Consider the following 25032-nt stretch of genomic DNA (forward strand, 5'->3'; position numbering starts at 1 on the left):
CTTGATGGCATCGGTTCAATGGGACGGTGGATACCCCTCGTCGTCGGCCTGGCGGAGACTGCGCTATCGGAGCTTCAGGATCATCAGGCGCCACAGTTGAGGATAGCGGACTTTCGGCAGGTTCTCATTGGAGTTCAGGGGAGTGAGCTCACGGGGCGAGCGAACGGATCCAGTCGATGGTGAGGCGTAGACCTTCTTCCAGCGAAGTGGAGGGAGTGTAGCCGAAATCCTCACGAGCTCGCGTGATCGATCCGCATCGGCTGGTGACCTGGTCCCAACTGCGGCGGCCGGTGAATCGAATCTCGCTGGTGCTATCGGACAGACGGATGATCTGTTTGGCGAGGTCGATGATCTTGGTCTCTTGGCCTGTAGCTAGATTGTAGGCTTTGCCTTGTGAGGCGGAGGACGTAGCAGCACCGACAATGCCTGCAACCGTGTCGCCGTTGAAGGTGAAATCTCGCGTTTCGTTGCCCTCACCGGTGATGTTCAGGGGGTCGCCCCGTAGCGCGAGCTTAATGAAATTGGGGATGACATTGCGGTAGCGGCCGGGGCGTTCTCCGGGCCCGTAGCTATTGAACGGGCGGACGATGGTTCCAGGGAGACCGTAGTGCTCCATGAAGAATTGCAGGTACTGCTCGCCCAGGAACTTGGTGATGGCATAGGGGGTTTCGGTCGCATGGGTTGGCTGGTCTTCGCTAATGGCTCCGGACACGTTGCCGTAGACGCACGACGAGGATGCGTAGAGGAATCGCTGAAACCCGCCCAAGTCTTCCGCCGCGTGAGCAGTTCTCTCAAGGAGAGCGAGGGTTCCTCCTCCGTTGATCTCAAGGTCTTGGACCGGGTGATCTACCGAGTTCTGGTTCGCAAAAAGGGCGGCCAGGTGGAATACATAGGTGAAACCGTGGTCTGTGAAGAGCCGATCAAGGAGACCCAGGTCGGTGACGCTACCCTCGACGAACCGGGCTCCTTCGGGAACGTTCTCGGGATACCCAGAGGAAAGATCATCGAGGACGACAACTTCGAAGTCTCGGCGGAGCAACTCTGCTGCCAGGCGCGAACCGATGGCACCGGCTCCACCTGTGACCAATGCGACGTGTTTCATGTTGACGAGCTCTCCAGGGCTGTACCGAAGACGCTCCATTCAAGGGGCGTGGGTTCTGGACGGTTGAATAGCGCGCGCAGGGCCTTGAATGGCCGGATTCTGCGGGCGGTGGCCGCTGCTGCATTGTAGCTGCTGGTAGGAAGCGGACAATGGAGGTTGGTAATGAGGTCCCTGGGCACGGTGATCCGGGGTCGATCCAGGAGCTCGAAATGATCGAGCATCGAAGTCATAAAGGCTTCAAACTCTTGTTGATCAAGGGGACTGTGATGCGCCGTTCGCGGACCTCCTCTCATCCACGTATCAAGGGTGCAGATGAACAAACCTCCGGGGACGAGAACTCTTCGGATCTCGATGATGGCGCGTTCCAGCGCTTCGAAGGGTAGGTGTTCGAGCACCGAGATGTTGGTTACCGCCTCGATGGAGTGATCCTCCAGAGATAGCCTCGTCACATCCTCCCGGCGGTAGGCGATTCGTTCCAAAGCTTTGGGACCTAACAGCGCTCGGAGACCCGGTTGAAGTTGGCGAAAGGAGCTCTCCATAGCCGGATCGATATCCGAGGCAACGACCTCATACCCACTGGACGCCAGGAAGGATGGGAAGAAAGTGAGGGCTGATCCGATGTCCAGGATCCTGGCCCCCGGGGCGGCGAAACGGCGGAGGGCATCGAGGGCGAAGGGATACTCCCAGATACGCGTGTTGGTGTGGAGGGCGTCCAGGGGCCAAGGATAGGTCTCGGGCCATCCCTCTCCACTGGCGACTTGCTGCCCATAGGCGGTTGAGAACTCCTCGAGCTCCTTGAACAGCTCGATGAAGCGCGGCAGTTTAAGATCTTGGAAGGATCCGAAGCGCGCGCCGTTGAACTCAGCGCTAAAGAATTTCCGGGAGGAGCCGGGATCCACCGGTTGGTTGGGCGGGCTTGGCTGCTGGTTGCTCATCACTTCTCTACTTCGTTGCGCTGACGTTGGTTGGCCTTGGAATCTTGCTGTGCCGCTTCTCGGACATACTCACGAAACAACCGATGATTGCGGCTGGGGTCGAAAGTAGCCCTCGCACTTCCCAAGCCTCTTGAGAAGGACGGTGTGTCATCTTCGTCGAGCCACTGCTTGATCCAGCTTCTCAGATCTTCCAACCTCTCGCGATGCAGTAGGAATCCCGCTTCGTGATGACGGAAGAACCTTGCCGTAGCATAGTCCTCCGGGCAATGGACGAGGGTCGGCGCTCCTGCCAGGCAGTAATCCACCACCTTGGTCGGCAGAGCGTACCGCAGAGAGTCGGTGGGGAGACTGGGGCTATCGTGGAAGCTTAGGGGAAGGTAGAGCAAGTCGCATTGGGAGAGCTCTTCGAGTAGACGCTGATGATCGCTTTCGAAGCGAATCTCGATGCGCGGATGGAGAAGCCCGCAAGCTTCCAGCACCGCTTGCCGGGCCGGAGTCCAGACCCGCAGACAGAGTCGAGGTTCAGCCTCCACTACGGAGGCGAGACACTTCATCAGGTCCTGATTGTTCTCGTAGATCGTACCGGCATAGCCGACAAGACGGCCTTCTTCGCCGGTCGTGTGGGGTCGAGGGACCACCTCTGAGGCCCAGGACAGGTCGGCGACGTGAGGTAATACCCGGGCTTCGATACCGGCGGTCTGCCGGTACAACTCGGCGGTGTAGTCGGACAGCGCCACTACAAGCCCGTGGTGCAAGGTTCTTGATTCGATCCACGCTGCGAGCTTACCTTCGAGGCGCCCACGGTGCTCGGCGGCTTGCCGGTAGGGGTCATGGACGTAGTAGACCACCGGCACGCCGGTGAGCTTGGAGAGCAAATAGCTGGTGAAGATCCACAAGGGCTGATGGTAGACCGTGAGCAGGCAGCCGGGGCGAAACCGGTAGATCCGCCAAAGGCCGTAGAGCAGCAGGCAGGGGGCGCAGAGGTAGGCGAGGGCGGTGCGGATCCGCGAGCCGCGGCGAAACGGCCAGAGCCGCTGGTGTAGACGATATCGATGTACGGGATGGCGAAAGCGGTGCAACCGCTGGCGGCGACCCTGAGTGCGGTCTTCGCAGACGACCTCCACCTTGCCAGCGGGGAGCGGGTCGAGCAGAGCTGCGAGGATCGCCGGGCTACCGGAAGGGAAGTCCGGATCGGTCCAGGTCCACACCAAGAGCCGGGGTAGATCCGCTGGGGGAGGCGTAGAAGAGTGCTCGGTGGCCGTGCTCATCAGGCTTTCTCTCGATTTCCTGCGGCGGCCCGGGTGGCTTGGAGACAGTCCTCGATGGCCCGAGCAGCGGATTCTGCTGCATCTCCACGGCCGCCGTTGAGCAACTCGTCAAAGAGCCGCTGCCGGCCGGCTTGGAGCTGCCGCCGCAGGTCTTTGTCGTTCTGCAGCCGAAGGATCGTATGCACTAGCTGGTTCTCGTCTTCGGCGGCGAGGGCCGCGCCGTAGGCCTCATAGTTTACGAAGTCCGGTCGACCGGTGAGATTGCACACGATGAGGGGCTTGGCGAAGACGCAGGCTTCGTAGCCGGTGGTGCTGGAGACGACGATCACCAGGTCCGACTCGCGGATGATCTCTTGAGAATTGCCCTGGCGGATCAGCTCCACCTCCGGGTAGGCGGCGAGGATCCGCTCCGGCAGGCCGGTGGCGTCCGCCGGGTGGGTCTTGACCGTCAGCCCGGCGCCGGGGATGCGGCGGGCGGCGCCGGCCACCAGCTCCAGGGTGCGGCGGGAGACCGCCAGGGTCGAGACCGCCCCGCCGGAGCGGGAGGCCATGAAAGAGATGCTCAGGGGTTCACCGGCGGCGGGGAAGTTCTCGGATCGCCGGTTCCAAGCCTCCCGCAGGGGGGCGTCGTAGAGAGTCGCGCCGACGCATCGCAGGCGCTCGCCGGCGACACCGAAGCCCTCCAGAGCTCGTCGCTCGTGCTCCCCCCAGACCAGGATCAGGTCGTGACAGAAGCGTGAATAGACCCGGCGGGAGGGGAAGATGCCGTGCTGGAGGTAGGCCGCCCTGCCGCCCCGGCGGCGCAAGGTGAGGGCGGCGGCCCGGCCTTGGATGCTGCTGTAGGTGGTGGAGAGCACCACCCGGGGCTTCAGATGCTCCCAGGCCTGGTCGTAGACCTCGAGCCAGTGGGCGGCTTCGACCAGCAGGGGCAGCCCCCGATGGTGCAGCAGACGCAGGAGCTCGGCCAGCGGCTGGACCTGCGGGGGCGTTTCTCGGACCGTTGGCAGCGGGGTGGTGGCAAGGCCCAGCAGCTGCTGGAGGGCGGACCGCCGGGCGCGCATCCAGTGGCCCCGAAGCAGGCGGGAAGCCGAGGTCACCACCTCTTCCATGGAGGTCGTCGTTGGCTCGGAGGAGCTGCCGGCGGTGAACTCGGCGAGACGATGGGCCACCCGCTGCCGGGCGGGCAACCAGCGCACCGCCATGCCCCGTTCCGCGAGAGCCCTGGCCACCGGCAGCGAGGTGCGGACGCTGTTGGGGAAATACTCGGTGAGGACCACCGGCGCCGGCTCCAAGGCGGGGCGGCGGCGGAGGGCGGCGCGCAGCCGCGAACGCCAGCGTTCCACGGCGCGCCAGTGGCGCTCCAGCAACCGGCGGGGCGCGCTCCGGCAACGGTCGAGAAGATTCGGCCGCCGGAGCTCGATCCAGCGCGGCTCGAGCTGCGGCACGCTGGCCAGCAGGGCGCGGATCTCCGCCGGTGCTCTGCCCTCGGCACCGTTGGTGACCCAGATTAGTCGGTCCGGGGAGAAGCGGTGGAGCAGGTCGACGAGGTTGCACCATCGGGAGAGAGGATGGGCGAGATCGAAGAGGAGGGCGTAGCGGGCCGCGGCCAGGATCTCCTGGGCCGGCGCCATGGTGCCGCCGGCAGCCTCACTGCCCACGACCTGGTCGATCCAGTCCATCAGCCGATCCAGGAAGTCTTCCCCGCGGTGGTCCGCCACGCGCTGGAGGGGCTCCGGCTGCTCCTCCGAGGGAGGCGGGTTCTCCGAAGAAGACTGCGGCCATACGGTGCTTGCTGGCCAGACGGTGTTCTCTAGCCAGACAGTGCTCTCTGGCCAGACAGTGCTCGCAGGTGCGATCTCGATGAGGCGATGCGGCGGCTCGTCCCGAGTGCTCGGATTGCCGGCGGCCTCCCGGACCCGCTGCAGCTCCTCGTTGGTGAGGCTCTCCAGGTCGTAGAAGAGGACGGTATTCATGGGGACCGTTGATTCATGGGAATGGTTGATTCATGGGAACGGTGTTCATGGAGTCTCGTCCTCCCCCCGGGGCCGCAGCTGGCGCAGCCGGTTCGCCGCTTCCCGCAGGGTCGGATCGCCGGTGATCCACAACAGCGTGGCGAAGACGGCAAAGGCACCGCCGCAGCGGAGGAGCTGCATCCATGGGTCCTGGGCCGGGTAGAGCAGGCCCAGGACCAGCAGCCCTCCGCCCACCAGTGTCGAGCGGCCCAAGGCCAGCCAGTGATGCGGAATGTGCACCAGGCGGCTGGCGACGGTGGAGGCTACCAGGGCGCTGGCCCAATAGCCCGCAACGGTGGCCCAAGCGACACCGGCGGCGCCGAAACCCTCGACGGTCAGAGCGGTGACGCCGAGGGTTGCCAGTAGGGAGGCGGCGGAGATGGCGGGGATCAGCCAGGTCTTCTTCTTGAAGTAAATCTCGGAGCCGAGCAGGGTGTAGAGGGTATGACCGAGGAAGCCGAAGCTGAGGATGGTCAGCAGCGGTGCGGCGTCGTGGAAGCTCGCCGGGGTCATCAGCTGGATCAGCGCCGGTCCTCCCAGGCCGACCAGCAGGGCGATGCCCAGAGCGCTGGTCCAGATGGTGCGCACGGCGGTGGCCAGCTGTTGTCTGTCTTCCTCTCCTTGCGACTGGCGGAGGGCGAAGTACACCGGCTGGTAGGCGCGCTGGAAGGCGGCCACCAACAAGGTCATGGGCAGCGCGAAACGGGTGGCGATGCCCAGCAGGCCCACCGCTGAAAGGGACTCGGCGGTGGAGAGCCAGCCGCGGGTGATGAGCGGTGTGAAGGTGCCCATCAGGTGCCCTGGCAGGATGCCCAGGCCATAGAGGGCGGACGCTCCCAGCAGCTCGCGGCGGAAATTGCCCCGCAGCTCGGGGGCGAGGTAGCGCACCGCCTGCAGCAGGAAGAGCCCGGCGACCACCGCTTCGGCCATCAGGACGCCGGTGGCACCCATGCGCAGGCCCACCACCAGGAGCAGGGACAAGGCGATGCTGATGCCCGCTCGGGAGACGCTCAGCCGGGCGGCCAGGCTGGCCTGCTCGCGGGCCTGAATCAGCCGCAGCTGCAGCTCGTAGTTGGTGGCGAGGATGGCGGTGATGGCGGCGAGGACGAAGAAGGGCGCGTACTGCAGGTCGGGGAGCCAGCGCTGCAAGACCCACGGCGCGGCCATCAAGGCCAGCATTCCCACGCCCAGGCTGACCAAGCTCAGAAACCACGCCAGGGTGGTGATGTAGTCCTTGAGCTCGGGCCCTTCCCGATAATCGAAGTAGAAGCGGGTAGCGGAGCCCGGTAGCCCCAGCCGCAGGAAGATGGCGAGGAATCCCCCCGCCGCTCCCGCCAGCTCCAAGACTCCATAATCCGCCGGAGTTAGAAAGAGGGTGAAGACCGGCAGCAGCAGGAAGCGGACCAGCCTTGGGAGGAACTGCCCCAGACCGTAGAAGAAGGTCCCGGAGGTTAGGCGGCGGAGAAGGGTGGCCAAGACTCAAGTCTCGAGGTTCGCGCATGTGGGGAGAGCGAGGGGCTCTCCTAGTAACCGACTATGGGGTCAGACGCTGGGGGGCATTGTCGGAGCTTCGTGGTCCAGCAGCGGATCCAGATCCACGTCCTCCCAGTTGTAGATCCAGCGGCCCGCCACCCGGCTGGCGAAGCGGCCGGCGTAGTAGTCGCGGTTGAGCAGCTCGCCGTGGGACAGGGAGCGCCGGGCCTGCCCCAGGGCCTGCTCCCACTCCGGATAGTCGCGGCGTACCAGGGCCATGCGCTCGGCCCGCGGCAGGTCGGCGAAGGCCCGCAGCTCCTTCAGATGCTCCGGAGTGATGGACACCGGGCCGTCCTTGGTCTCGCCGGGGCCGAGGACGGTGAAGTGGCGCTCGATGCAGGTGGCTCCCAGGGCGAGGGCGATCTTACTCGCCCAAAGACCCGTTTCCGCGGGTTTGGTGTGGTCGCTCCAGCCGACTCGGGGAGTGAAGCGTCGCAGGAAGCTCATGCGCCGCAGATGCAGCTGATCCATGGGTGTCGGGTAGATGGTCACGCAGTGCAGGAGGGTGAGCTCGGTGCCGGCGAGCTCGTAGGCGGCGCCCTCGATCTCGTGGTCGTAGGTGGCGCCGGTGGAGCACACGACGGTGGACCAGCGCTCCGCCACATCCCGCAGCAAGGGATAGGAACGGCAGTCGTAGCTGGCAATCTTCGCCGCGTCATAGCCCAGGTCTTCAACCTCACGGCAGGCGGTGCGGGTGAAGAGGGTCGTCATTGAGGCGACGCCGGCACGCCGGCATTCGTCGACGAACCAAGCCTCGTCGTCCAGAGTCAGATCGAGGGTGCGGAGCCGTTCCAGCTCCGGCTGGTAGGGCCGTTGGATGACCTCCACGACCTCGTTGCCGTTGTCGCTACGGCGCTCTCCCTGGTCGAAGCGGGGTCGGTGGGTCAGCTCCCGGGACCGGATGGCCTGGAGCTTGACGAAGTCCGCGCCGGCCTCCGCGGCCTGGTGGATCATGCGCTGGAGTAGGTCGCGGCGACCGTTGTGGTTTTGGCAGCATTCGGCGATCAGAATCGGTCTCATGACTCTCCCGGTTCGGCGCCCCCTCGGCTCTTGCCGGCGGCGCGGAGGAATTTCTCGATCATGAACAAGCGGGTGCGGGCGATGGCGTTGCGGCCGTAGCCCGCCATGTGGGGCGTCAGCAGCAGATTCTCGTGCTCGCGAGCGTAGCGTACCAGGGGGTGCTCGGCGCCGGGGCCCTGCTCGCTCCAGCGGCTGTCTCCGGCCAGGACGTCGAGGCCGGCGGCGGCGAGACGACCGGACTCCAGGGCCTCGAGCAGCGCCTCTTCGTCCACCAGCTCGCCGCGGGCGGTGTTGATCAGCACCGCGCCTCGCCGCATACGACTCAGGGCGTCGGCATCCAAATAGCCGGCGGTGGTTTCGTCGAGGGGCAGGTGCACGCTGACCACGTCGGCCTGTGCCAGCAGCTCGTCGCGGCTGCGGGCGGCGACGGCGGCGGGCGCGCTACGGAAGGCGTCGGGGTCGATGTCGTGGGCCAGCACTTCCATACCGAAGGCTACGCCGTAGCCAGCGACGATGCGCCCTAGCCGCCCCAGACCGAGGATGCCCAGGGTGTTGCCGTCGAGCTCGTCGGCGAGGAAGGGCTCGCGGCGCCAGCTGCCCCGGCGTACGTCCTCCAGGGCTGGAACCAGATGCCGCATGGAGGCGAGGAGCAAGGCCCACGTGTGTTCCGCCGTGGTGCGTACGGTGGCCAGGAATTCGGTCTCGCCCCGCAGGCTGAGGACCTCGACGCCGCGTTCCTCGGCGGCGGCGAGGTCGATGTGATCGAGTCCGGTGGTGGGGGTGACGGCGAAGCGCAGCTCACCGCCGGCGTCGAGAGCTCTTGCGTCGAGGGCCAGGCCGAGGCGGAGGAAGATCGCTTCGTAGGGCCGGGCCGCCAGGGCGGTGAGGAGCTCTGCCTGGTCGGAGCAGTCGACGTACTCGACCTGGCAGCCGCAAGCTTTCAGCCGGCGCCGGGCGACCTTGCCGGCCCGCCGAGGCTCGACGTGGAGGATCAGCATGCATCCTCGTTCAGCATCAGCTCGGCGAGACGGAAGTCGAGGCCGGTGTCGATATTTACCGAGCGCTCCGCGGGCATGATCCAAGCGCGGCAGTCGGAGCCCTTGAACGAGCCGCCCAGCAGGACTTGCCGGCGGGTGGCGTAGATGGCACCGTTGCGCAGGTACATGGGCTCCAGCTCCTGCCTCGGCTGGTTCTCCCTCGCTTCGCAGAACGGAGGGTCGACGAGCCGATCTCCCCGCAGATACTTCATCCGCGCCGGATGGTGCCCGCCGACGTCGACTACGCTGATGACGCTGTCGGCGCCGCTGGATTCGAGCAGCGCCAGGGCCCCGTCGATGTCCTCGGTGGTGCGCAGCGGGGTAGTGGGCTGGAGCATCACCACGGCGTCGTAGGGAGGGGCCTCTTCGTGCTCTTGCCGCTCCTGCCGCTCGACCTCCGCCAGGGCGTGCTGAATCACCGGGATGGCCTGGGCGCTGTCCGTGGCCAGCTCCGCGGGGCGCAGGAAAGGGACGTCGCCGCCGGCCTGGCGCACGGTGTCGGCGATCCTTGCGGAGTCGGTGCTCAGGATGACCCGGTGCAGCCGCTGCGCCGCGTGGGCGGCTTTCCAGGTATGGAGCACCAGCGGCTCGCCTCCCAGCGGCAGGATGTTCTTGTCGGGCAGACCCTTGGAGCCGCCTCGAGCGGGGATGACACCGAGGGTGCGCAGAGTCATGACTCCTCCAGGGACGAACGCGTGAAGCCCAGCCCCATGTAGATTCCCGGCCGAGCCTGGAGCACTTCCTCGGGCCGGAAGAGATGCCAGCCGTCGAAGAGCAACGGCGGCTCCGCCAGGGCGCGAATAGTGGCGAAGACGTCGAGGCGAGAGTAGGAGCGATGGTTGTTGAGGAAGAGCACCGCATCCATGCCGTCGAAGCCCGCCGGCAGCTGGGCCGGCTGGAGCCCGGCGGCGGCGATCTCTTCCGGCGCCACCACCGGATCGTGACCGAAGAGCTCGCCGACCTCCAGAGAGAGAAGCCGGGCGATCTCCAGCGAAGTCGAGGATCGAATATCCGAGGTCTCCGGCTGCCCCTTGAACGCCAGGCCGCAGATCAACACGGAGCACTCCCCAGGCTCTTTCCCCAGCCGCCGGAGCTGCGAGAGCACCGCCGTTGCGACCCATTGCACCATCGATTCGTTGACCCGCCGGCCGAGCTCGGAGAGGGTGAGGCCATCGGTGGACGAGATCTCCCCGGAAGGCTGGCGGGCGGCGGCGAGGATGTAGGGGTCCTTGCTTAGGCAGGGGCCGCCGACTCCTGGGCTGGGCAGTGGTACCGGGTCGCGGGGATAGCCGCGGTTGGCGGCTTGGATCACCTCCACGGCATCCAGATTGAACGGCGCCGCCAGCTGGACCACCTGGTTGGCGAAGGCGAAGGAGAGGTCCCGGAAGGAGTTGTTGACCAGCTTCGCCAGCTCCGCGGCCTCGATGGACTCGACCCGCACCAAGGTGTGGGTGAGCTCCCGGAAGAGGGCGGCGGTGGCTTCGACGCTGTCCTCGTCGAGACCGCCGATGATTTGCGGCAGGGTGCGCAGCTCCTCCAGAGCCCGGCCCTCGGCGGTGCGCTCCGGAGCGAAGCTGAGATGGAAGTCCCGGCCACCCCGCAGGCCCGTGAGCTGCTCCAGGAGGGGCAGCACGAAGCCCCGGGTGGTGCCCACGGGCACCGTGGAGCGGAGGATGACCAGGGCGCCGGGGGTGAGCCGGGCGGCCACCGCCCGGGTCGCTGCTTCGAGCATGGCGAGGCTGGGTTCCGGCCGCTGCGAGTCCAGGCCCGCCTCCACCGGCGTGCCCACCGCAACGATGAACACATCGCTGCCCTCCGGCAGGTCGGTGGTGACCGAGAAGCTGTGACTCAACTGCTCCCGCAGGAGCTCCGGCAGGCCTGGCTCGTGGACGTAGGGGCGGCCTTCTTCGAGGGCGCAGATCTTGTCCTCGTCGAGGTCGACGCCGGTGACCCGCAATCCCTCCTCCGCCAGCACCAGCGCCAGGGTCAGCCCGACATACCCCAGACCGACTACCGTCACATGGCGGTGGGACGCGACCCGCTGCTCCCACAGTTGGTGATAGTCGAGCACCCGGGTCGGGCGGTCCTGCTCGTCCACCAGGATGATCTTGCCCAGGAAACGCTGGCTGCGGCGGCCCCGGCGCTCGAGCTCCTTGGGCAGTCGGCGGAGAATTTCGCGAAAGCTCAGTCCTTCCGGCAGCCGGATGGGGTCCGGACGCATCACCTCCCGGGCGGGAGTGGTCAGATCCTCGGTGCGCAGCAGGGCGCGGCGGGCGTCTCCATCGGTGACGGTGCCCAGGAGGCCGCCCTCCTCGTCCAACACCAGAGCGATCCCCGCCGGCAGCCCGCGCTCGGGCGCTCCTTGATGACGCTCCAGGATCTGCTTCAGCGGCGTGGACGGGCTCACGCAGATCCAGCTCAAGTCATGGAGCTCGGGAGCCTGGGGATCTCGATGGGATGGGGTGGAGCTCATGGATGCTGGCGTCCTTCGGTCAACTGCCTCTCCAGCCGCTTCTCCAACCACCGCGCCGCCTCTTCCAGGCCGTTGCGAGGAAGCTCCTGGAGACGCTTCCGGGTGGCGGCGTAGGTCGCCGGCTCCTGAAGCCGGCGGACCGCGTCGAGAAGTTGAGAGGAGTCGGCCTGGGCGCCCAGATCGATGCCCAATCCAAGCTCCTCGATGCGCCGGCCGTTGTGGTCCATTTCCGGGTTCCCGGCTTCGTAGAGAGTGATCATCGGTACGCGATGGGCGATGGCGTCGTTGAGGGTTCCGGCCCCTGGGCGACAGATCAGGATCCGGGCTTCTGCCAGCCTGCGGGGCTCGAAGGTCTCCACCGGTCCGGCCGGCTCGGAGCTCCTGGCTGTCGTTGCTTTGGGTACCAGGGCTTCCGGTGCCAGCAAGCGGTAGCCCTCCGTGGCGAGATCTTCGACCAGGGAGGCCAGAATCTTCGTCGCAGCCCCCGTAGCGCCGCCGGCGACCGCGATCGTCGGAGCCGAGGTCCGGTTGCCTGCCCCGCCCTTCGGAAAACGGTCTTCCACGGAACGCCGAGTATCCTCGCACATCCAGGCCAGCGGTACAGCCTCGGTTTGCTCCATCACCGCCGGCATGGCCAGATCCCGCAGGCAGAGCATGGGCGGGCGATGTCGTCGGAGGAGAGTCTCTTCCCTGTGCCGAAAGGATTCCACCGCGGCGCTCTCCGGGTAGGCCTGGCCTAGCACGTCGGACCAGAGAAAGGAGCCCGAGAGCACTGCATCGGGGCGTAGCTCTAGCACCGCCGCCAGGTTGTCGGAGAGGACTAGGTCGGCAGTCTCGAGGACTTGCTGGTTCGCGAGTCGCTCGATCCAGCGGGTGAGTCGGCCGTCGGTGTAGAGGTTCGGGTCTGTAGACCATCGGACGCCGGGTTCCGTCCATCCGGTATGGAGCCCCGCCCCGGACTGCACAAGCCCTTGAAGGCGATCCCAGCCGGCCAGCTTGTCGAGCTGCCAGCGGCTGCAGATCAGGTCGAACTCAACCTCGGGCCGGCGTTGGATCAAGCGACTGAGGATGCCCACCGCTCGCCGCAGATGCCCCAGGCCGTTGGGACAGATGATGGCGGCGATTCGTGGAGCCTGCATGGAGTGGATCTCGGGGCTGGTGACTGCCGTGGCTGCCATGGTAGGCGGGTCTGCACGGCGTGAAAAACCCCGGCCAGCCAAGCTGCGCCGGGGTTCTCTTGCCGGAAGACCGGAGAAGCGAGAGCGCTTCAGGGCGCCGAAGGCGATGCGGGCTCGTCGTCGTTGTCGGCGATGATCACGCCGGTGGCCACAGCGGCGGCGGCGGCGGGGATCAGCACTTCCTTGCGCTGCCACCAGGCGATGACGCAGAAGCGGCAGTGGCGGTCGACCCGCAGCACGCCCTGGGGATCGATACGCGAGACGATGCCGTCGCACAGCCAATGGAAGGGCTCTTCGCCCTCTTCCCACTCGGCGGTTTCACCGACGACGAGGTTCTCCGCCTCGCCCTCCTGCCGGGGAGTCAGCGGGAACTGGCAGTTGTCCCGCACCTCGACCACTTCCATCTCCGACTGGGCCACCAGCTGGCCGTTGGCGTCGATGACCTCGCCGAAGTACTCCGTGGGCTCGTTCTCCTGCTGGGCGAGCCAATCCTGGAGCTCCTCGTCGGTCATCGCCAGCATCCAATCGCGGCGCTCCAGGCGGCCCTGCTGGGCCCGCTCGTCGATGAGGTCGCGGTTGAGATCGTCGTTGGGGTCCCGGTTGGTGGATTCTTCCTTGGCCTTCCACCAATCCGCCCAGTCGTCTTCGGAACCGTCCTCGGCGGCGGCGGAGGTCTCCAGCTGCTTTTCTTCCAGCTCTTCGTCCTCGGCCTCCGGGAGCACGGCGCGGTAGGTGCCGGGGCCGTCGGGGCTGGCGAGGACGTAGTAGAAGTCCTCCACCTCCTGGTGAAGGCGGCGGAAGTAGATGCGGACGCTGCTGCCGGCGGGCTCGTTCTGCACCTGGGCGGTGACGACGCCATTCTCGGCGATGGGCAGACAGCCGGGAGCTTCGACCTCGACGGAGATCGATGTGCCCTGGGCAGCCGCAGGAGGTGCCAGAATTGTCGCGAGCAGGAGTATGGAGAAGAAAAGGATGACCGAGCGGTTCACGGGGAACTCCTTTTTTTGCAAGATCGTAGAGCGATGACCCTCTGATGTCAAGTTGGCTATGTAGTGCTTCGTGCTCAAGATAGACACCGCCTCATGCATGCTTGTTCATTCATTGACAGCCTCGGTGCCGAGAATGTTCTGGACGTAGCGTTCGACATAGGGGGTCCGTTGGATGCCCGGGAGGCTGCGGCGCAGCGCGGCCGCGGCGCTTTCCCGGTCTCCGGATTCATAGAACGAAACCGCCATGAAGAAGAGCCGGATGGGGTTGTCGTCGCCGGGATCGCCACCGCGCCGAAAATAGGCGGCGGCTTCGGTCCAGCGGGATGCGCGGTAGGCGATCTCCGCTGCCAGATGCTGAGCCTCTCGGGCCTGGGGATTGGCGTCCGCGACCTCGGCGGCGATGGCGAAGGCTTCATCCAGATCCTGGGCCATCTCGGCGTTGGCGAGGAGGTCCCGGGCGCGCTGGAGCTCGGCCTGCTCTTCGGCGGAGAGACGGGTGGCCGGTGCGGCCTCCACTTCCGGTAGGGGGCTGCGGTCGGCAGCCGCGGCTTCCGGCGTGTTCTGGCCGTTGGAGTCGCGGAGCGCGCGCTCCACCCGCCGGTTCCAGCGCTGTAGGTCGCGCCGGCCAAGGGCGGTGGAGCCGGCGGCGCTGAGGAACGCCTGGGCTTCAGTCCAGCGTCCCCGCTCGGCGAGGCATTCGAGCAGCGCCGCGGCGGCCTCCGTGTTGCGCCGGGGGCGCGGGCAGGTGGCCAGCTGTTCGGCGGCGGTACACCTTCCGAGACGGATTGCGGCCTCGGCGCTCAGGCATCGCGCCTGGGGCACCCGTGCTGCATCCTGGCTGAGCTCGTGGAGAGCGTCGAGAGCCTGTTGGGGGCGGTCCTGGTCGAGCTCGAGCTGGGCCAGCTCCAGTCTCCATTGGAAGTCCTCGGGCTCCTCGGTGATGCGCTCTTCGAGAAAGGCCCGCTGCTCGTCGGGAGAGAGATTCTCTATCTGCCCCAGACGTTTGCGGTCGGCGAGCTTGGCGAAGGCATCGACACGGCGCAAGAGGGCTTCCGGAACCCGTTCGACGCTCTCCGCTTCGAAGCGGCTCCGCAGGTCCAGCGGGAGCTGCGCTTCGGTGTAGGCGCCGAAACGCTCCTCGATCTCCAACACCCGGCGGAAGGTGTCTCGGAAGCCTTCCGAGTCTCCGGTTTGGGCCTGGGAGAGTCCCAGCTGCACCAGGCACTCGGAAAGTAGCTCGAGGTCGTCGAGGAAGCCAAAGCAGGCCAGATTTAGATCTTTTTGGGCCTCGGCGTGCTCGCCGCGGGCAGCGGCCTCGATGCCGTCGCGGAGCAGGCGTTCATAGAACGGATCCGCGGCATAGGCGGCGGTGGCGGTGGATGATGTGGCCATGAGCATCAACAAGCTCGCGAGCAGGGGGCCCCTGTAGGAATGCCAGAACCGGGAGAAACTCCTGGGAGTTTCTCCCGGGTTGCGAGCCGGCGCGAGGACCAACCCGCGAAGGGTAGGGAGGCGAAGAAACACTTTTGAAATTCTCATTCTGGCGTCAGGAATAGGTCAGGGGAGGCATCGGAGGCTTCGGTCCCGGTGCTCGATGGGGACGATTGACGGGGGGCGGGAGCAAGGCCTCCGGTCTCTGCCTGCATTAATGTAGCAATATGCATTCCAGGTGAGGCTTAGCAGCCGATCTTTCCGGGGGAGGGCCGATCCGGATCTTTGGAGTCTACCAGGGCGGCAGCTCGGAATCTTCGAGAATCGCTCGCGGATGGATTTCGGTGAGCCGTTGGGCCAGCTCCGAGCCCCAACGTTGGCTCACCAGCTCCCGCGCCGCAGAGAGTCCCGGTGGCCGGGTGGCCATGCCGTGGCAGTCGCTGGCCATGAAGTGGGGCAGGCGGGCCTCGAGGAGCCCGTGCACCGCCCGCTGGGGCCGCTGGCCGAATTCGCCGGTGACGCTCATGGCGGTGATCTGGAGCAGCGCGCCGAGCTCCACCAGCTGAGTGAGCCGGGGGATGTCCTCGGCCAGCCAGGGCAGGAGCTCGGGATGGGCGAGGATCGGCCTCCAGCCGGCGACGCTCAGCTCGTGGATGGTGTCCTCCGGCACCGGCCCGAAGCCGCTGCGGGCGAATTCCACCAGCAGGTAGCGGCTGCCGGCCAGCGGGGTGGTGACGCCGGCGTCCAGGTCGTCCAGTAGCTCGGAGTCGACGCGGATCTCCGCGCCGCCCAGAATCTGAATCTCACCGTCCAGCTCGCTCTGCACCAGTCCGCGGAGCTGGTGCAGGTCGTCGCTTTCGGCGTTCCACCACAGCCGGTGGCGCTGGTGCGGCGTGGCGATGATGGCGGTACAACCGTCCTCGGCGGCACGCCGGCACATGGCCACCGACTCCGGGAGGTCTTCGGCGCCGTCGTCGATCCCCGGGAGCACGTGGGAGTGGATGTCGATCATCAAGCGGCGGAATCGGCGCGAGAGTCTTTGGCGGAGTCCGCCTCCGCGTCCATGTAGCTCTCGTAGTAGCGATACTTGCGGGCGTAGCTCGAACTGCCGGCGGTGGGCCGGAAGCGGTTGAGCACGGCGCCGAGGATGCGGATCTCGGCGAAATGCAGGCGGTCCCGGCAGGCCCGGGCTTCCTCGCGCTGGAGCTTGCCGGCGCGGCAGCACAGGACGACGCCGTCGGTCAGGGCGCCGAGGAGGGTGGAGTCGGTGACCGCCAGGGTCGGCGGCGTGTCGATGACCACGAAATCGAAGCGCTCGAGGGCGTAGTCCAGGAAGCTGGTCATCTTCTTAGAGGAGAGCAGCTCCGAGGGGTTGGGCGGCGTCGGGCCGGAAGGACAGATGTAGAGATGGGGGATCTCGGTGCGGAAGATGACGTCCTTGGCCTCCGTATCCCCCACCAGGTGGTTGACCAGCCCGGAGCGGTTGGAGGTGCGGAAGAGCTGGTGCTGCCGGGGCTTGCGCAGGTCGCCGTCGACGATCAGCACATTGCGGCCCAGCTGCGCCATCACCACCGCCAGGTTGGCGGCGGTGGCGGTCTTGCCCTCGCCGGCCTCGGCGGAGGTGATGGTCACCGCCCGAAGCTGCTGAGCGCTGGACAGCAGCAGCGCCGTGCGCAACGACCGATAGGCCTCGGCGATGGCCAGGCGAGGCTTGGTGTAGGGCAGCAGCTCGATCTTGGCATCCGCTTCCTCCGGACGGCCTTCTTTGCTCCGGCGGCTCTTGGATTTGCCGCTCTTGCTGCTGCTCTTGCCGCTTCGCTGGCCCTCGGCGCCGTAGCTGGGCAGCAGGCGGTTGCCGTAACCGTAGTACCCGCGCTCATTGTGGCTGATGTCGGGGATCACCGCCAGGGTGGGCAGGCCGAGGATGCGCTCCAGCTCCTCGCTGCTCTTGAGGGTCCGGTCCAGGTACTCCAGCAGCAGCGCCAGGCCGATGCCCAGCAGCAACCCGGCGAGCAGGCCCATGCCGACGTTGCGACGCAGGGAGGGGTGGGAGGCGCCGCCGGGGACCAGAGCGGTGTCGACGATGCGTACGTTGGAGGCGCGGCTATTCTGCAGGCGGCTGGCGACATCGGTCTCGCTCTGCCGGCGCAGCAGCTCGTTGAGCAGCTCGCGGCGGGTGCGCACCTCGTCCTCCAGATTGGCGATCTCCAGGCGGCTGGATTTTTGATCGACGGTCTGGCTCTTGAGGGCGTTGAGGTCCCGATCCAGGGTTTGCTCCTTGCGCAGCGCCGCTTGGTACGCCGCCCGCGCCGTCTCCCGGGCCAGGGCAGCGTTCTCTTCCACCATCTGGCGCAGATTCTCTTCCGCCGTCTCGATGCGCGACTTGAGCTCCACCATCTCCGGCCACTCGGGCTTGAAGACGTTGAGACGGGAGTTGTAGTCCTGGCGCAGGCTGGCGAGGTTGCTGCGCTGCTGGCTCACCTCGCCGCCGGAGAAGCTGTCGGCGACGCTCTCCGCCGGCAGGGCCAGCAGCTCGCGGTAGCGCGCTTCCATCTCGATGCGGTCGTTCTTGGCGTTGCTGTAGTCCTGGTCCAGGGTGCGCAGCCGCTGAATGGTGGTGTTGGCCTGAGGGTCGAGATCGACGATGTCGGTGCGGCGGCTGAGGTCTTGGAGCTGGAGCTCGCGCTCGCTGATCTCACGCTTGAGGGTCTCGATCTGCTCGGCGATGAATGTGGAGGCCTTGCCGGCGTTCTCGAAACGGCTGTCGATGCCCTGGTCGATGAACGCTTCGGCGAAGCCGTTGGCCAGCTTGGCGGACATCTCCGGCGAGCGCGAGGTGTAGGTCAGCTCCACCAGCTGGGTCTCCCGAATGCGCCGCACGCTGAGGCCGCCGCGGATGCGGTTGGCGATGCGCGCCAGGGCCGCCTCGTCGAGGGCCGCGGAGGCATCTTCGGTGCCTTCCCAACCCTCCGGCCGGGGGCTCTCGAAGCTCGGGTTGTTGACCAGGTCGAGGTCCCGCACCACCCGCTCCGCCAGGCCGCGGCTTTGCAGCAGCCGCTCCTGGGTGGGGTAGAACTCGAGGTTGAACCAATTCTCCAGCCAGGGATTCTCGCTCCCCAGCAGCGGCGTCAGGCTGCGGCGTTCGATCTGCAGAACCGCCCGGGCGGTGTAGAGCTTGGGAGTGATGAAGTACATCACGACGCCGGCGACGGTGCACACCAGGGCCACTAGGGCGATGAGGCGCCAGTGCCGGCGGAGCTTGTGCAGGTACTCCTTGACGTCCAGGGCGGAATCCGGCTCCTGGCCGAAGGGATCCGTACCCGGCGCTTGCAGGTCGGGTCGGTGGTTCAAAAGAAGCTCTCCTTGACCACCACCACGTCACCGTCCTGAAGCGGGAAGTCGTTTTCCTTGCCCCCCAGGATGCGCCGGAAATCGACTTCGATTTCCTCTTCGGTGCCGCCGCGGGTGCGCTTGATCACCATTTTGGGAGACGCGCGCTCGGTGAGGCCACCGGCGCGGGCGATGGCGGCCAGCAGGGTGATGCGCTCGGTGCTCTTGAAGATCACCGATCCCGGCTGGGCGAGCTCTCCCAGACAGTAGACGGTGACCTCGATGGTGGACGCGACGTTGATCAGGTCGTTGGCGAAGATGGGGATGTTGGCGCGGGGGTTCCCCGCTACCATCAGGTCCGCCACCGAGATTTCCACCTGAGCGGACAGCCCATTGCTCGCCCGCCGCAGAACGTAGATCACCGATCCGTGATTTTCCGCCAGCCCGCCGGCGGCGGTGATGGCCTCCAGCAGGGTCCAGCGGCCGGAGAAGCCGAGGTTGCCCGGCTGCTTCACCGCGCCGATGACGGAGATGGGTTTGGAGCGGTACTCACGCACCTGTACTGACACCGTAGCCCGCTGGAAGTATTTTTCTTCGAGCTTCTGCTTGATCAGCTCCTCCGCCGCGCCGACGGTGAGCCCGGCCAGGGGAACGTCACCCAATGGGGGAAAGCTGATGGTGCCCTCCGGCGCCACTCGCCGCTCTCCGTTGAGGTCGGGGACCTCGAAGACCCGGATCTCGAGCAGGTCGCGGGCTCCGATGCGATAGCCGTCGTCCGTCGTCGGCTGTTGAGCCAAGGACGGCAGGACGGAAACGAGCAGGGCTAGGAAGAGGGCTGAGGGCAGTGTTTTCCGCATCATCACCCAATCTACCGCAAAAGCCCCTCCGGCCCAAGGTTTGAAGCGTTGGCGCAGAGTCTGCGGGCTCGCCGCGTCGGGTGCCCCCGAAAGCTCCGAGGCCCAGGGGTCAGGGCCAGTCGATGCCGCCGAGATTGATGCTGGTGGTGATCTGGTCCAGCTCGCGGTCGAAGCGCGGCAGGTTGGAGTCGAACTCGGTGCGGCTGTAACCGACCCCCAGGCTGAGCTTGGGCAGGATCTGCCAGGAGATGCGCAGGCCGGTGGCTTGAATGTCGTCCTGGCGTTCCGCGGCGGTGCTCATGAGGGTGCGCTGGTAGCTGCTTTCTCCTTGCTCGGCGGAAACCTGGAAGCTCAGTCGCCGGTTCCAGCTCCAGGCGAGGGCCAGTCCGACACGGTCTTCCAGCGTGTGGGAATAGCCGTTGATGAGGCTGTAGCCGAGTTGGCGCGCGGCGAAGAGGCTGAAGGTGAAGCGAGCCGACAGCGGTTGATTCCACGTCGCATTGCCCACGAGCTCGTCGAAGGGAACGAAGATCGAGCCCGGTTCGGGGTCCAGCTTGCGCTGCAGCAAACTCACCAGCACCCCCTGCTCGTCCTCCTGGAAACGGATCGATAGATAGGGCGAATCGCCGGAGTTGGAGAGGTTGAGTCCGGGGTCGATGAAATCGGTTTCGAAGCTTTCGAGCCCGAGAGAGACATCCCAGCCGCCGCGGAGCTGAGCCCGAAGACCGATGCGGGTGACCTCTTCATCGCGGTTCAGCAGGCTGAACTGAGGGGTTGGAATCTCATCCAGGTCGTCCACTTGATAGCGCAGCTCGGACGTTTCGCCGGCGGCGGTGAGCCACAGGGAGCGCACCAGCCGCACCTCGCCGACGACCTCCAGCCGGTCGCGCTGGCTCACCGCCAGTTGGGTGAACTCGGAGCTGGCGAAGCGCTGCTCCTCGTGGGAGGACAACATCACCTCGAGGGTGGCGCGGTTGAAATAGGTGAAGACGCCGGCGCCGTAGCGGCCCACCAGCTGGCGGCGCTCCTCCAGGTCCTGCCAGTAGATGTATTGGGGCAGGGCATAACCGGCGATGATGGTGTCGGGACCGACGGGCAAGAAGGCTCGCAAGCCGGCGCCGGCGGTGGCGGTGACGTCGCTGGTTTCGGGGCCGTCGCTGCCGGAGAAGACATCGTTGAGATAGCTCAGATTCTCTACCGCCAGCCAGGGGTCGACCCGCAGGCCGCCGAATTGCCACCGGGCCTCCGCCAGGCTTTTCTCCAGTCCCTCCCGGCGCGGAAGCTCGATCGCGGTCAAGCTACCCGGCGGGATATACTGCTGACATTCTGCAACAGGAATGATGATCCATATGAGAACGGCGAAGATTGCCAAAATCCATGGCCGGTGAGCGGAAAATCCCATCGTTCCTCCAAGTTCGAGCGTTTCGCCCACGACTGAGGGGAAGCTCTGACGAGCGGTCTGCGGCTGTGCTACCCGGCGATGATACGGCATTCTGAAAAGATTCTCCCGGCTCTTCTGACCTGCACCCTGCTGTGGGCCTCTCTGCCCTTTGGCAGCGTCACTCGGGGAGCCTCGACATTGCTGCAGGTGAGCGTTTTCCTCGCTCTGGTGCTGGCGGTGATGACGCCGGAGACGCGCCCGGTGCTTCGCCGGGTGGCCGTTCCCGCTGCCGCTCTCTTCGCCGTGGCGGCCTTCGGCTGGCTGCAAAGCCTACCCTGGCCGGAGGATCTAGTGGGGCTGTTGTCGCCGGGTCATGGCGAGCTTTGGGGGAGCCTGCCGGCGGGAGAGGCCTCGCCGCGTCTTTCCGTAGCGCCGGAGGTCAGTCGCCGGGCGGCGTTGAGCTGGGCGGCGGTGGCGGCGGCCTTGATGGCCGGGGCGGTGGCCGGGCGCCGGCGGGAGGCGCGGCGCTGGTTGGGGGGAGCGGTGGTCGTTGCCGCCCTCTTCCAGGTGGTCTATGGAGCTCCCCGCTGGCTGGCCAACGCCGACACCATCTGGGGGCTGGCGGTGCCCGGTATGCGCCATCGCCTGCGCGGCACCTTCGTCAATCCGGATCACCTGGCGACCTTCCTGGGGCTGGCTTTGGCGGTGGTCTTCGCCTGGGTTTGGTGGGCCTTCCTGCATGCCCGTACGACGCCGGAAGTCGAGCGCCGAGTGCTGCTGTTGGCTCCGCCGGTGTTGATTTGGCTCACCCTCTTCGCCGCCCTCGCCTTCACCGGTTCTCGGGCGGGACTGGCGGCGGCGCTGCTGGGCGTGACGGTGCAGAGTCTGGTGCTGGGCCGGCGGGGTGGTCGCACCACCGGCCTGCTGCTGGGAGGTGGGGCGGTGGCCGCCGGAGTGGCGGCGGTGGTGTGGATCGGCGCCCGGGAGGGCTTCGGCCGGCTCCTCGCCACTTCCGCCTACGAGATCACCTGGAGCGCCCGTCTGGAGACCTATCGGGCGAGCTTCGAGCTATGGCGCCGCTACTGGCTCACCGGCAGCGGCCTGGGCACCTTCCGCGACGCGTTTCCCCAAGTGCAGCCGCAGGAGCTGCCGGGGCTGTGGCGCCATGCTCACAGCGACTACCTGGAGCTGGCGGTGACCACCGGCCTGGTGGGGCCGGTCCTGCTGGTGGTGGGGTTGGTCTTCTTCGTTCGAGGGTTGCCGTCGGGGCTTTCCCGGCGCCGCCGCTCCGAGGATCGGGGGGCGGTGCTGGCGGCGGTGGGAGCCTTGGTCACCGCCGGCGCTCACGAGCTCCTGGACTTCGGTCTGACCATGCCCGCCAACGCGGTGACCCTGGCGGTGCTCGCCGGAGCAGCGCTGGCGGTCTCGGCCCCGAGGCCCTCCAGCTCGAAGTCCGCCAGCCCGCGGCTATCCCGCCAGGGAAGTGGTGCCTCGAGCGCCTGGGGCCGGAGTGAAGAAGACTTCGCCGGGGGCCACCGTGCCGGCGGTGAGGGTCACCACCTCCAGTAGATGATCCTGGCCGGCGGCCAGAGTGGCGGGAATGCGCAGCCGGCTGCTGGAGGAGATGGCTTCGGTGGCGACGATCCAGCCGTCGATGCGAATCTCTACCACCGCTCCCACCGCCGGCACCTGCTGGAACCCCAGCTCCACCGCCGAGGCTTCCTCGGTGGCCACCCACTCCAATTTCGACACGGTATTGCTGCGATGCCAGGCGGTGGCGGGCTGACGCCGGGCGGCGAAGCGCAGCAGCTGATCCTCCGCCAGCCGTAGCAGCTCTCCGTCGGCGTTGCCCCGAGCCTGCTCCTGGCGGGCTCGCCAGTAGGGGAGGCGGGTCTTCCACACCGCGTGCACCAATCCCAGCGCTTGCTCGGCGCCGGTGAAATCCCCGCGGGAGCTGAGCACCCGCGCCTTGGCGATGAAGTAGGGCCCCCATTGGTCATCCCACAGGGCGTTGGTGTGGCGGCGCTCCAACAGCCGGCCCTGGGGGAGGTCTCCCGCCATCAGGGCGGCGTGGGCGGCGAGGGCCGGATCCAGCTCCGGCACCGCCTGGGCGAGGCGCGCCACTACTTGCGGCTCCAGCGGCGAGGTGCGCAGCAGGGAGAGATCGAGGGCACGCTCCAGGCGCTGGCGCAGGCCGTTGACGTAGATGCGGCTGGCGACGCTGGGAGGGCAGTGGAGCAGAGCGCTGTTGCTCAGAGCGTCTCCCTCGGGGGTGGCCGGTGCCCGATGGACGATCTGGAAGTAGAGCTGCCGGGCACTGCGGGGATCGCCTCCCCGCAGCCGCTCGTCGGCTTCTTGGAGATCGTCGTCGAGCTCCGCCAGCAAGGCCTGCCGCCATTCTTCGTGGGCGCGCCGCCAATTGCGCCAATCTTGCTCCTCGGCGTAGATGGTGCGCAGCTGATCCCAGGCCCACGGGCGGCGGGGGATCAACCGGAAGGCCATGGAGCGGCTGTCGGCGCGCTCGAGCCAAGGGCGCACCAGACGCCGGAAGGTAGCTTCGTCCTCGAAGGCTTGGCGCAGGGCTTGGCGGGCATCGCTGCGCCGCTCTTCGGAGAGCACGGGCCAGAGCTCCAGGTAGGCGGCGGCGAGGAAGCGGTTGGGCTCGGATTCCCCGGGGGCCAGCTCCAGGCTGCGGTACAGCGGCTGCTGCCAGCGCTCCGCTTCGAGTACCAGTCGTGGATCCCGCGTCTGGGACCACTCCAGATAGGTGGCGGCGCCGTCGAGCATGGGCCCTTCCCAGGCCGCCGGGAGGGCCGCGCGAGCCTCACCGGTGAGGCGGCGGGCCAGAGCCAGGTCGCTTTCGCTGTTCTCGATATCGCCCCGCGGAGCGCCATCGCGGGCCACCGGCGGAGGGTTGGTGGGAGCTTCCAGTGCCTCTACCACCAGCGCCCGGGCCAGGGACAGGCCGCCGCGGTCCGGATCGGGCTCGCGTTGCAGGCGTTCGATCTGCTCCAGCCGCAGGGAGCCGGTGAGCCGCTCCCGGGCGATCTCGATCCATCGCTCTTCCTGCCTTTCGTCGCGCAGGTAGGCGAGCACCGCCAATACGGCGAGCCCAGCGCCGACCAGGACTAGGAGGAGCCGCTGGTACGGTCGCAGCGTGTGCGGGGTCGAAGCTCGAGAAGGGGGCATGCCGGCGACTATAGTAGCGGATCGATGACCGCGAATGAACGAATCCGCCGGCGCTGGATGCCGTGGGCCTGGGCCGCGCTGATCTTTGTGCTGCTCTCGCTGCCGGCGGGTCTGGTTCCCGAAGAAGAGGCGATGGAGTCCTGGTTGCCGCTCTGGCTGCAGGCTCCGCTGGAGCTTTGGGGCGACAAGATCGTCCACGCTGGGCTCTTCGCCGTGCTCGCCTTCCTCGCCTGGCGCAGCCGGCCGGAACGCTGGTGCAAAGGGTTCCTTTGGTGCGCGGCCTACGGGGCCCTCACCGAGCTCTACCAGCTGTTCTTGCCCTATCGCTCGGCGGAATGGGGCGATGTGGCGGCGGACGTCGGTGGCGTCGCCCTGGTGGCGGTGGTGTTGGTGCTCTTCCGGCCAGGAGATCGGGGAGGGACGGCGAGATGAAGGAGCGCCGGCCTGCTGATATGCTCCCCGCGCTCCGACTGACCGAGAAATCTTTGGCCGCCGACTTCCGGTGTCTTTGCTCAATCCTCTAGTGGACCTCATCTCTTGAGCCCTCCAGCCGCTTCCGCCGCCCGCCGCCGTTCCGCGTCCATTCCGCGGTGGGGAGAGACCCTGGGCGAGGTTTGCGTCTGGGCGCTAATTCTCGGGCTGTGGTGGGTCCACGATCCGAGCATGAAGGGTGCCTTCCGGCTACCCAAGCTGCTGGTGGCCCAGCCGTTGGTGCTCCTTTCTCTCTGCTTTCTCAGCTGGCGCCTGTGGAACGTGCCGCGCATCGATTGGAGGGGGCTGACGGCTCTACCGGTGTTGCGCGCCCTGGTCCCGCTGCTGCTGCTCGCCAGTCTCGGCCTGGCGACCACCGGTCATCGAGCGGTGGTGGGGGAAGCTCTGGTCTCTTTGTGGATCGGCGCCGGTGCTCTGGTGGGGTGGAACTTGGGGCTGCCCCTCGACCGCCGCCGCCGGCTGGTACGGGCGCTGATGCTGCCGGCAACGGCGCTGGCGGCGGTGGGGGTACTGCAATTCCATGGCTGGTACCGCCCCTTCGACTTCGCCGGCGAGACCGAGGGGCTGCGCCTGGGAGTGACCTCCTACGCCGGCAGTGCCGGGGACCTGGCTCTCTTTCTGGTGCTGCCGTGCCTCATCGCTCAGGAGCGCCTCTACGGCACCGGCGGCCAGCGCCGCTGGCTGTGGGGCGCCGGGTTGGCCATCTGTTTGTGGGCGCTGGCGGTGACCCAGACCCTCTCCGCTCTGGTGGCTCTGGCGGTGGGCACGGTGGTGCTCTGGGGGCTGCTCCTGCCCCGCCGCCGCG

20 protein-coding genes are annotated in these 25032 nt (G+C 67.0%); 3 read left to right on the forward strand and 17 right to left on the reverse strand.

Annotated elements, in window-relative coordinates:
- Window positions 1–148: 148 nt before the first annotated feature.
- From SX243_04745 to SX243_04820, 16 genes are all read right to left on the reverse strand, one after another.
- Window positions 149–1102: an NAD-dependent epimerase/dehydratase family protein gene (locus tag SX243_04745; protein MDY7092264.1), complete on the reverse strand. Its 954-nt coding sequence runs from the start codon at window positions 1100–1102 to the stop codon at window positions 149–151.
- Window positions 1099–2037, reverse strand: a complete 939-nt coding sequence (locus tag SX243_04750) for a class I SAM-dependent methyltransferase (protein MDY7092265.1) — start codon at window positions 2035–2037, stop codon at window positions 1099–1101. The genes SX243_04745 and SX243_04750 overlap by 4 nt, the downstream gene beginning before the upstream one ends.
- Entirely contained in the window at window positions 2037–3305 is a 1269-nt protein-coding gene (locus SX243_04755) for a glycosyltransferase (protein ID MDY7092266.1), read from the reverse strand. Before SX243_04755 ends, SX243_04750 begins: the two co-directional genes overlap by 1 nt.
- Entirely contained in the window at window positions 3305–5278 is a 1974-nt protein-coding gene (locus tag SX243_04760) for a hypothetical protein (GenBank protein ID MDY7092267.1), read from the reverse strand. Before SX243_04760 ends, SX243_04755 begins: the two co-directional genes overlap by 1 nt.
- Before the next feature lie 45 nt (window positions 5279–5323).
- On the reverse strand, window positions 5324–6793 hold the full coding sequence (locus SX243_04765; GenBank protein MDY7092268.1) for an oligosaccharide flippase family protein: 1470 nt from the start codon (window positions 6791–6793) through the stop codon (window positions 5324–5326).
- A gap of 66 nt (window positions 6794–6859) precedes the next feature.
- Window positions 6860–7870, reverse strand: coding sequence for an N-acetylneuraminate synthase family protein (locus SX243_04770; protein ID MDY7092269.1), 1011 nt, complete (start codon window positions 7868–7870; stop codon window positions 6860–6862).
- Window positions 7867–8868 (reverse strand): NAD(P)-dependent oxidoreductase, encoded by a 1002-nt coding sequence (locus SX243_04775; GenBank protein ID MDY7092270.1) that lies wholly within the window; start codon window positions 8866–8868, stop codon window positions 7867–7869. Before SX243_04775 ends, SX243_04770 begins: the two co-directional genes overlap by 4 nt.
- Window positions 8862–9581 (reverse strand): acylneuraminate cytidylyltransferase family protein, encoded by a 720-nt coding sequence (locus tag SX243_04780; protein ID MDY7092271.1) that lies wholly within the window; start codon window positions 9579–9581, stop codon window positions 8862–8864. The genes SX243_04775 and SX243_04780 overlap by 7 nt, the downstream gene beginning before the upstream one ends.
- Window positions 9578–11380, reverse strand: a complete 1803-nt coding sequence (locus SX243_04785) for a nucleotide sugar dehydrogenase (GenBank protein MDY7092272.1) — start codon at window positions 11378–11380, stop codon at window positions 9578–9580. Before SX243_04785 ends, SX243_04780 begins: the two co-directional genes overlap by 4 nt.
- Window positions 11377–12558, reverse strand: coding sequence for a glycosyltransferase (locus SX243_04790; protein MDY7092273.1), 1182 nt, complete (start codon window positions 12556–12558; stop codon window positions 11377–11379). The genes SX243_04785 and SX243_04790 overlap by 4 nt, the downstream gene beginning before the upstream one ends.
- Before the next feature lie 89 nt (window positions 12559–12647).
- Complete coding sequence (locus SX243_04795; protein MDY7092274.1) at window positions 12648–13547, reverse strand: hypothetical protein; 900 nt, start codon at window positions 13545–13547, stop codon at window positions 12648–12650.
- A 105-nt stretch (window positions 13548–13652) separates the two neighbouring features.
- A complete protein-coding gene (locus SX243_04800; protein ID MDY7092275.1) occupies window positions 13653–14939 on the reverse strand; it encodes a hypothetical protein in 1287 nt (428 codons plus the stop codon).
- Between the two features lie 331 nt (window positions 14940–15270).
- Window positions 15271–15990, reverse strand: coding sequence for a CpsB/CapC family capsule biosynthesis tyrosine phosphatase (locus SX243_04805; GenBank protein MDY7092276.1), 720 nt, complete (start codon window positions 15988–15990; stop codon window positions 15271–15273).
- A complete protein-coding gene (locus SX243_04810) occupies window positions 15990–18329 on the reverse strand; it encodes a polysaccharide biosynthesis tyrosine autokinase (protein MDY7092277.1) in 2340 nt (779 codons plus the stop codon). Before SX243_04810 ends, SX243_04805 begins: the two co-directional genes overlap by 1 nt.
- Window positions 18326–19168, reverse strand: coding sequence for a polysaccharide biosynthesis/export family protein (locus SX243_04815; protein MDY7092278.1), 843 nt, complete (start codon window positions 19166–19168; stop codon window positions 18326–18328). Before SX243_04815 ends, SX243_04810 begins: the two co-directional genes overlap by 4 nt.
- Before the next feature lie 106 nt (window positions 19169–19274).
- Complete coding sequence (locus SX243_04820; GenBank protein MDY7092279.1) at window positions 19275–20462, reverse strand: hypothetical protein; 1188 nt, start codon at window positions 20460–20462, stop codon at window positions 19275–19277.
- A 291-nt stretch (window positions 20463–20753) separates the two neighbouring features.
- Here SX243_04820 and SX243_04825 point away from each other — a divergent pair, with 291 nt between their 5' ends.
- Window positions 20754–22115, forward strand: a complete 1362-nt coding sequence (locus SX243_04825; GenBank protein MDY7092280.1) for an O-antigen ligase family protein — start codon at window positions 20754–20756, stop codon at window positions 22113–22115.
- On the opposite strand, the gene SX243_04830 is transcribed toward SX243_04825, so the two are convergent.
- A complete protein-coding gene (locus SX243_04830) occupies window positions 22014–23735 on the reverse strand; it encodes a hypothetical protein (protein MDY7092281.1) in 1722 nt (573 codons plus the stop codon). The two genes, SX243_04825 and SX243_04830, sit on opposite strands and share 102 nt — an antisense overlap.
- Window positions 23736–23759: 24 nt before the next feature.
- Here SX243_04830 and SX243_04835 point away from each other — a divergent pair, with 24 nt between their 5' ends.
- Entirely contained in the window at window positions 23760–24167 is a 408-nt protein-coding gene (locus SX243_04835) for a VanZ family protein (GenBank protein MDY7092282.1), read from the forward strand.
- 105 nt (window positions 24168–24272) lie between these two features.
- Window positions 24273–25032: hypothetical protein (locus tag SX243_04840; GenBank protein ID MDY7092283.1), on the forward strand; the 760-nt coding region annotated here is incomplete at its 3' end.

The organism is Acidobacteriota bacterium, assembly GCA_034211275.1.
Lineage (GTDB): Bacteria > Acidobacteriota > Thermoanaerobaculia > Multivoradales > JAHZIX01 > JAGQSE01.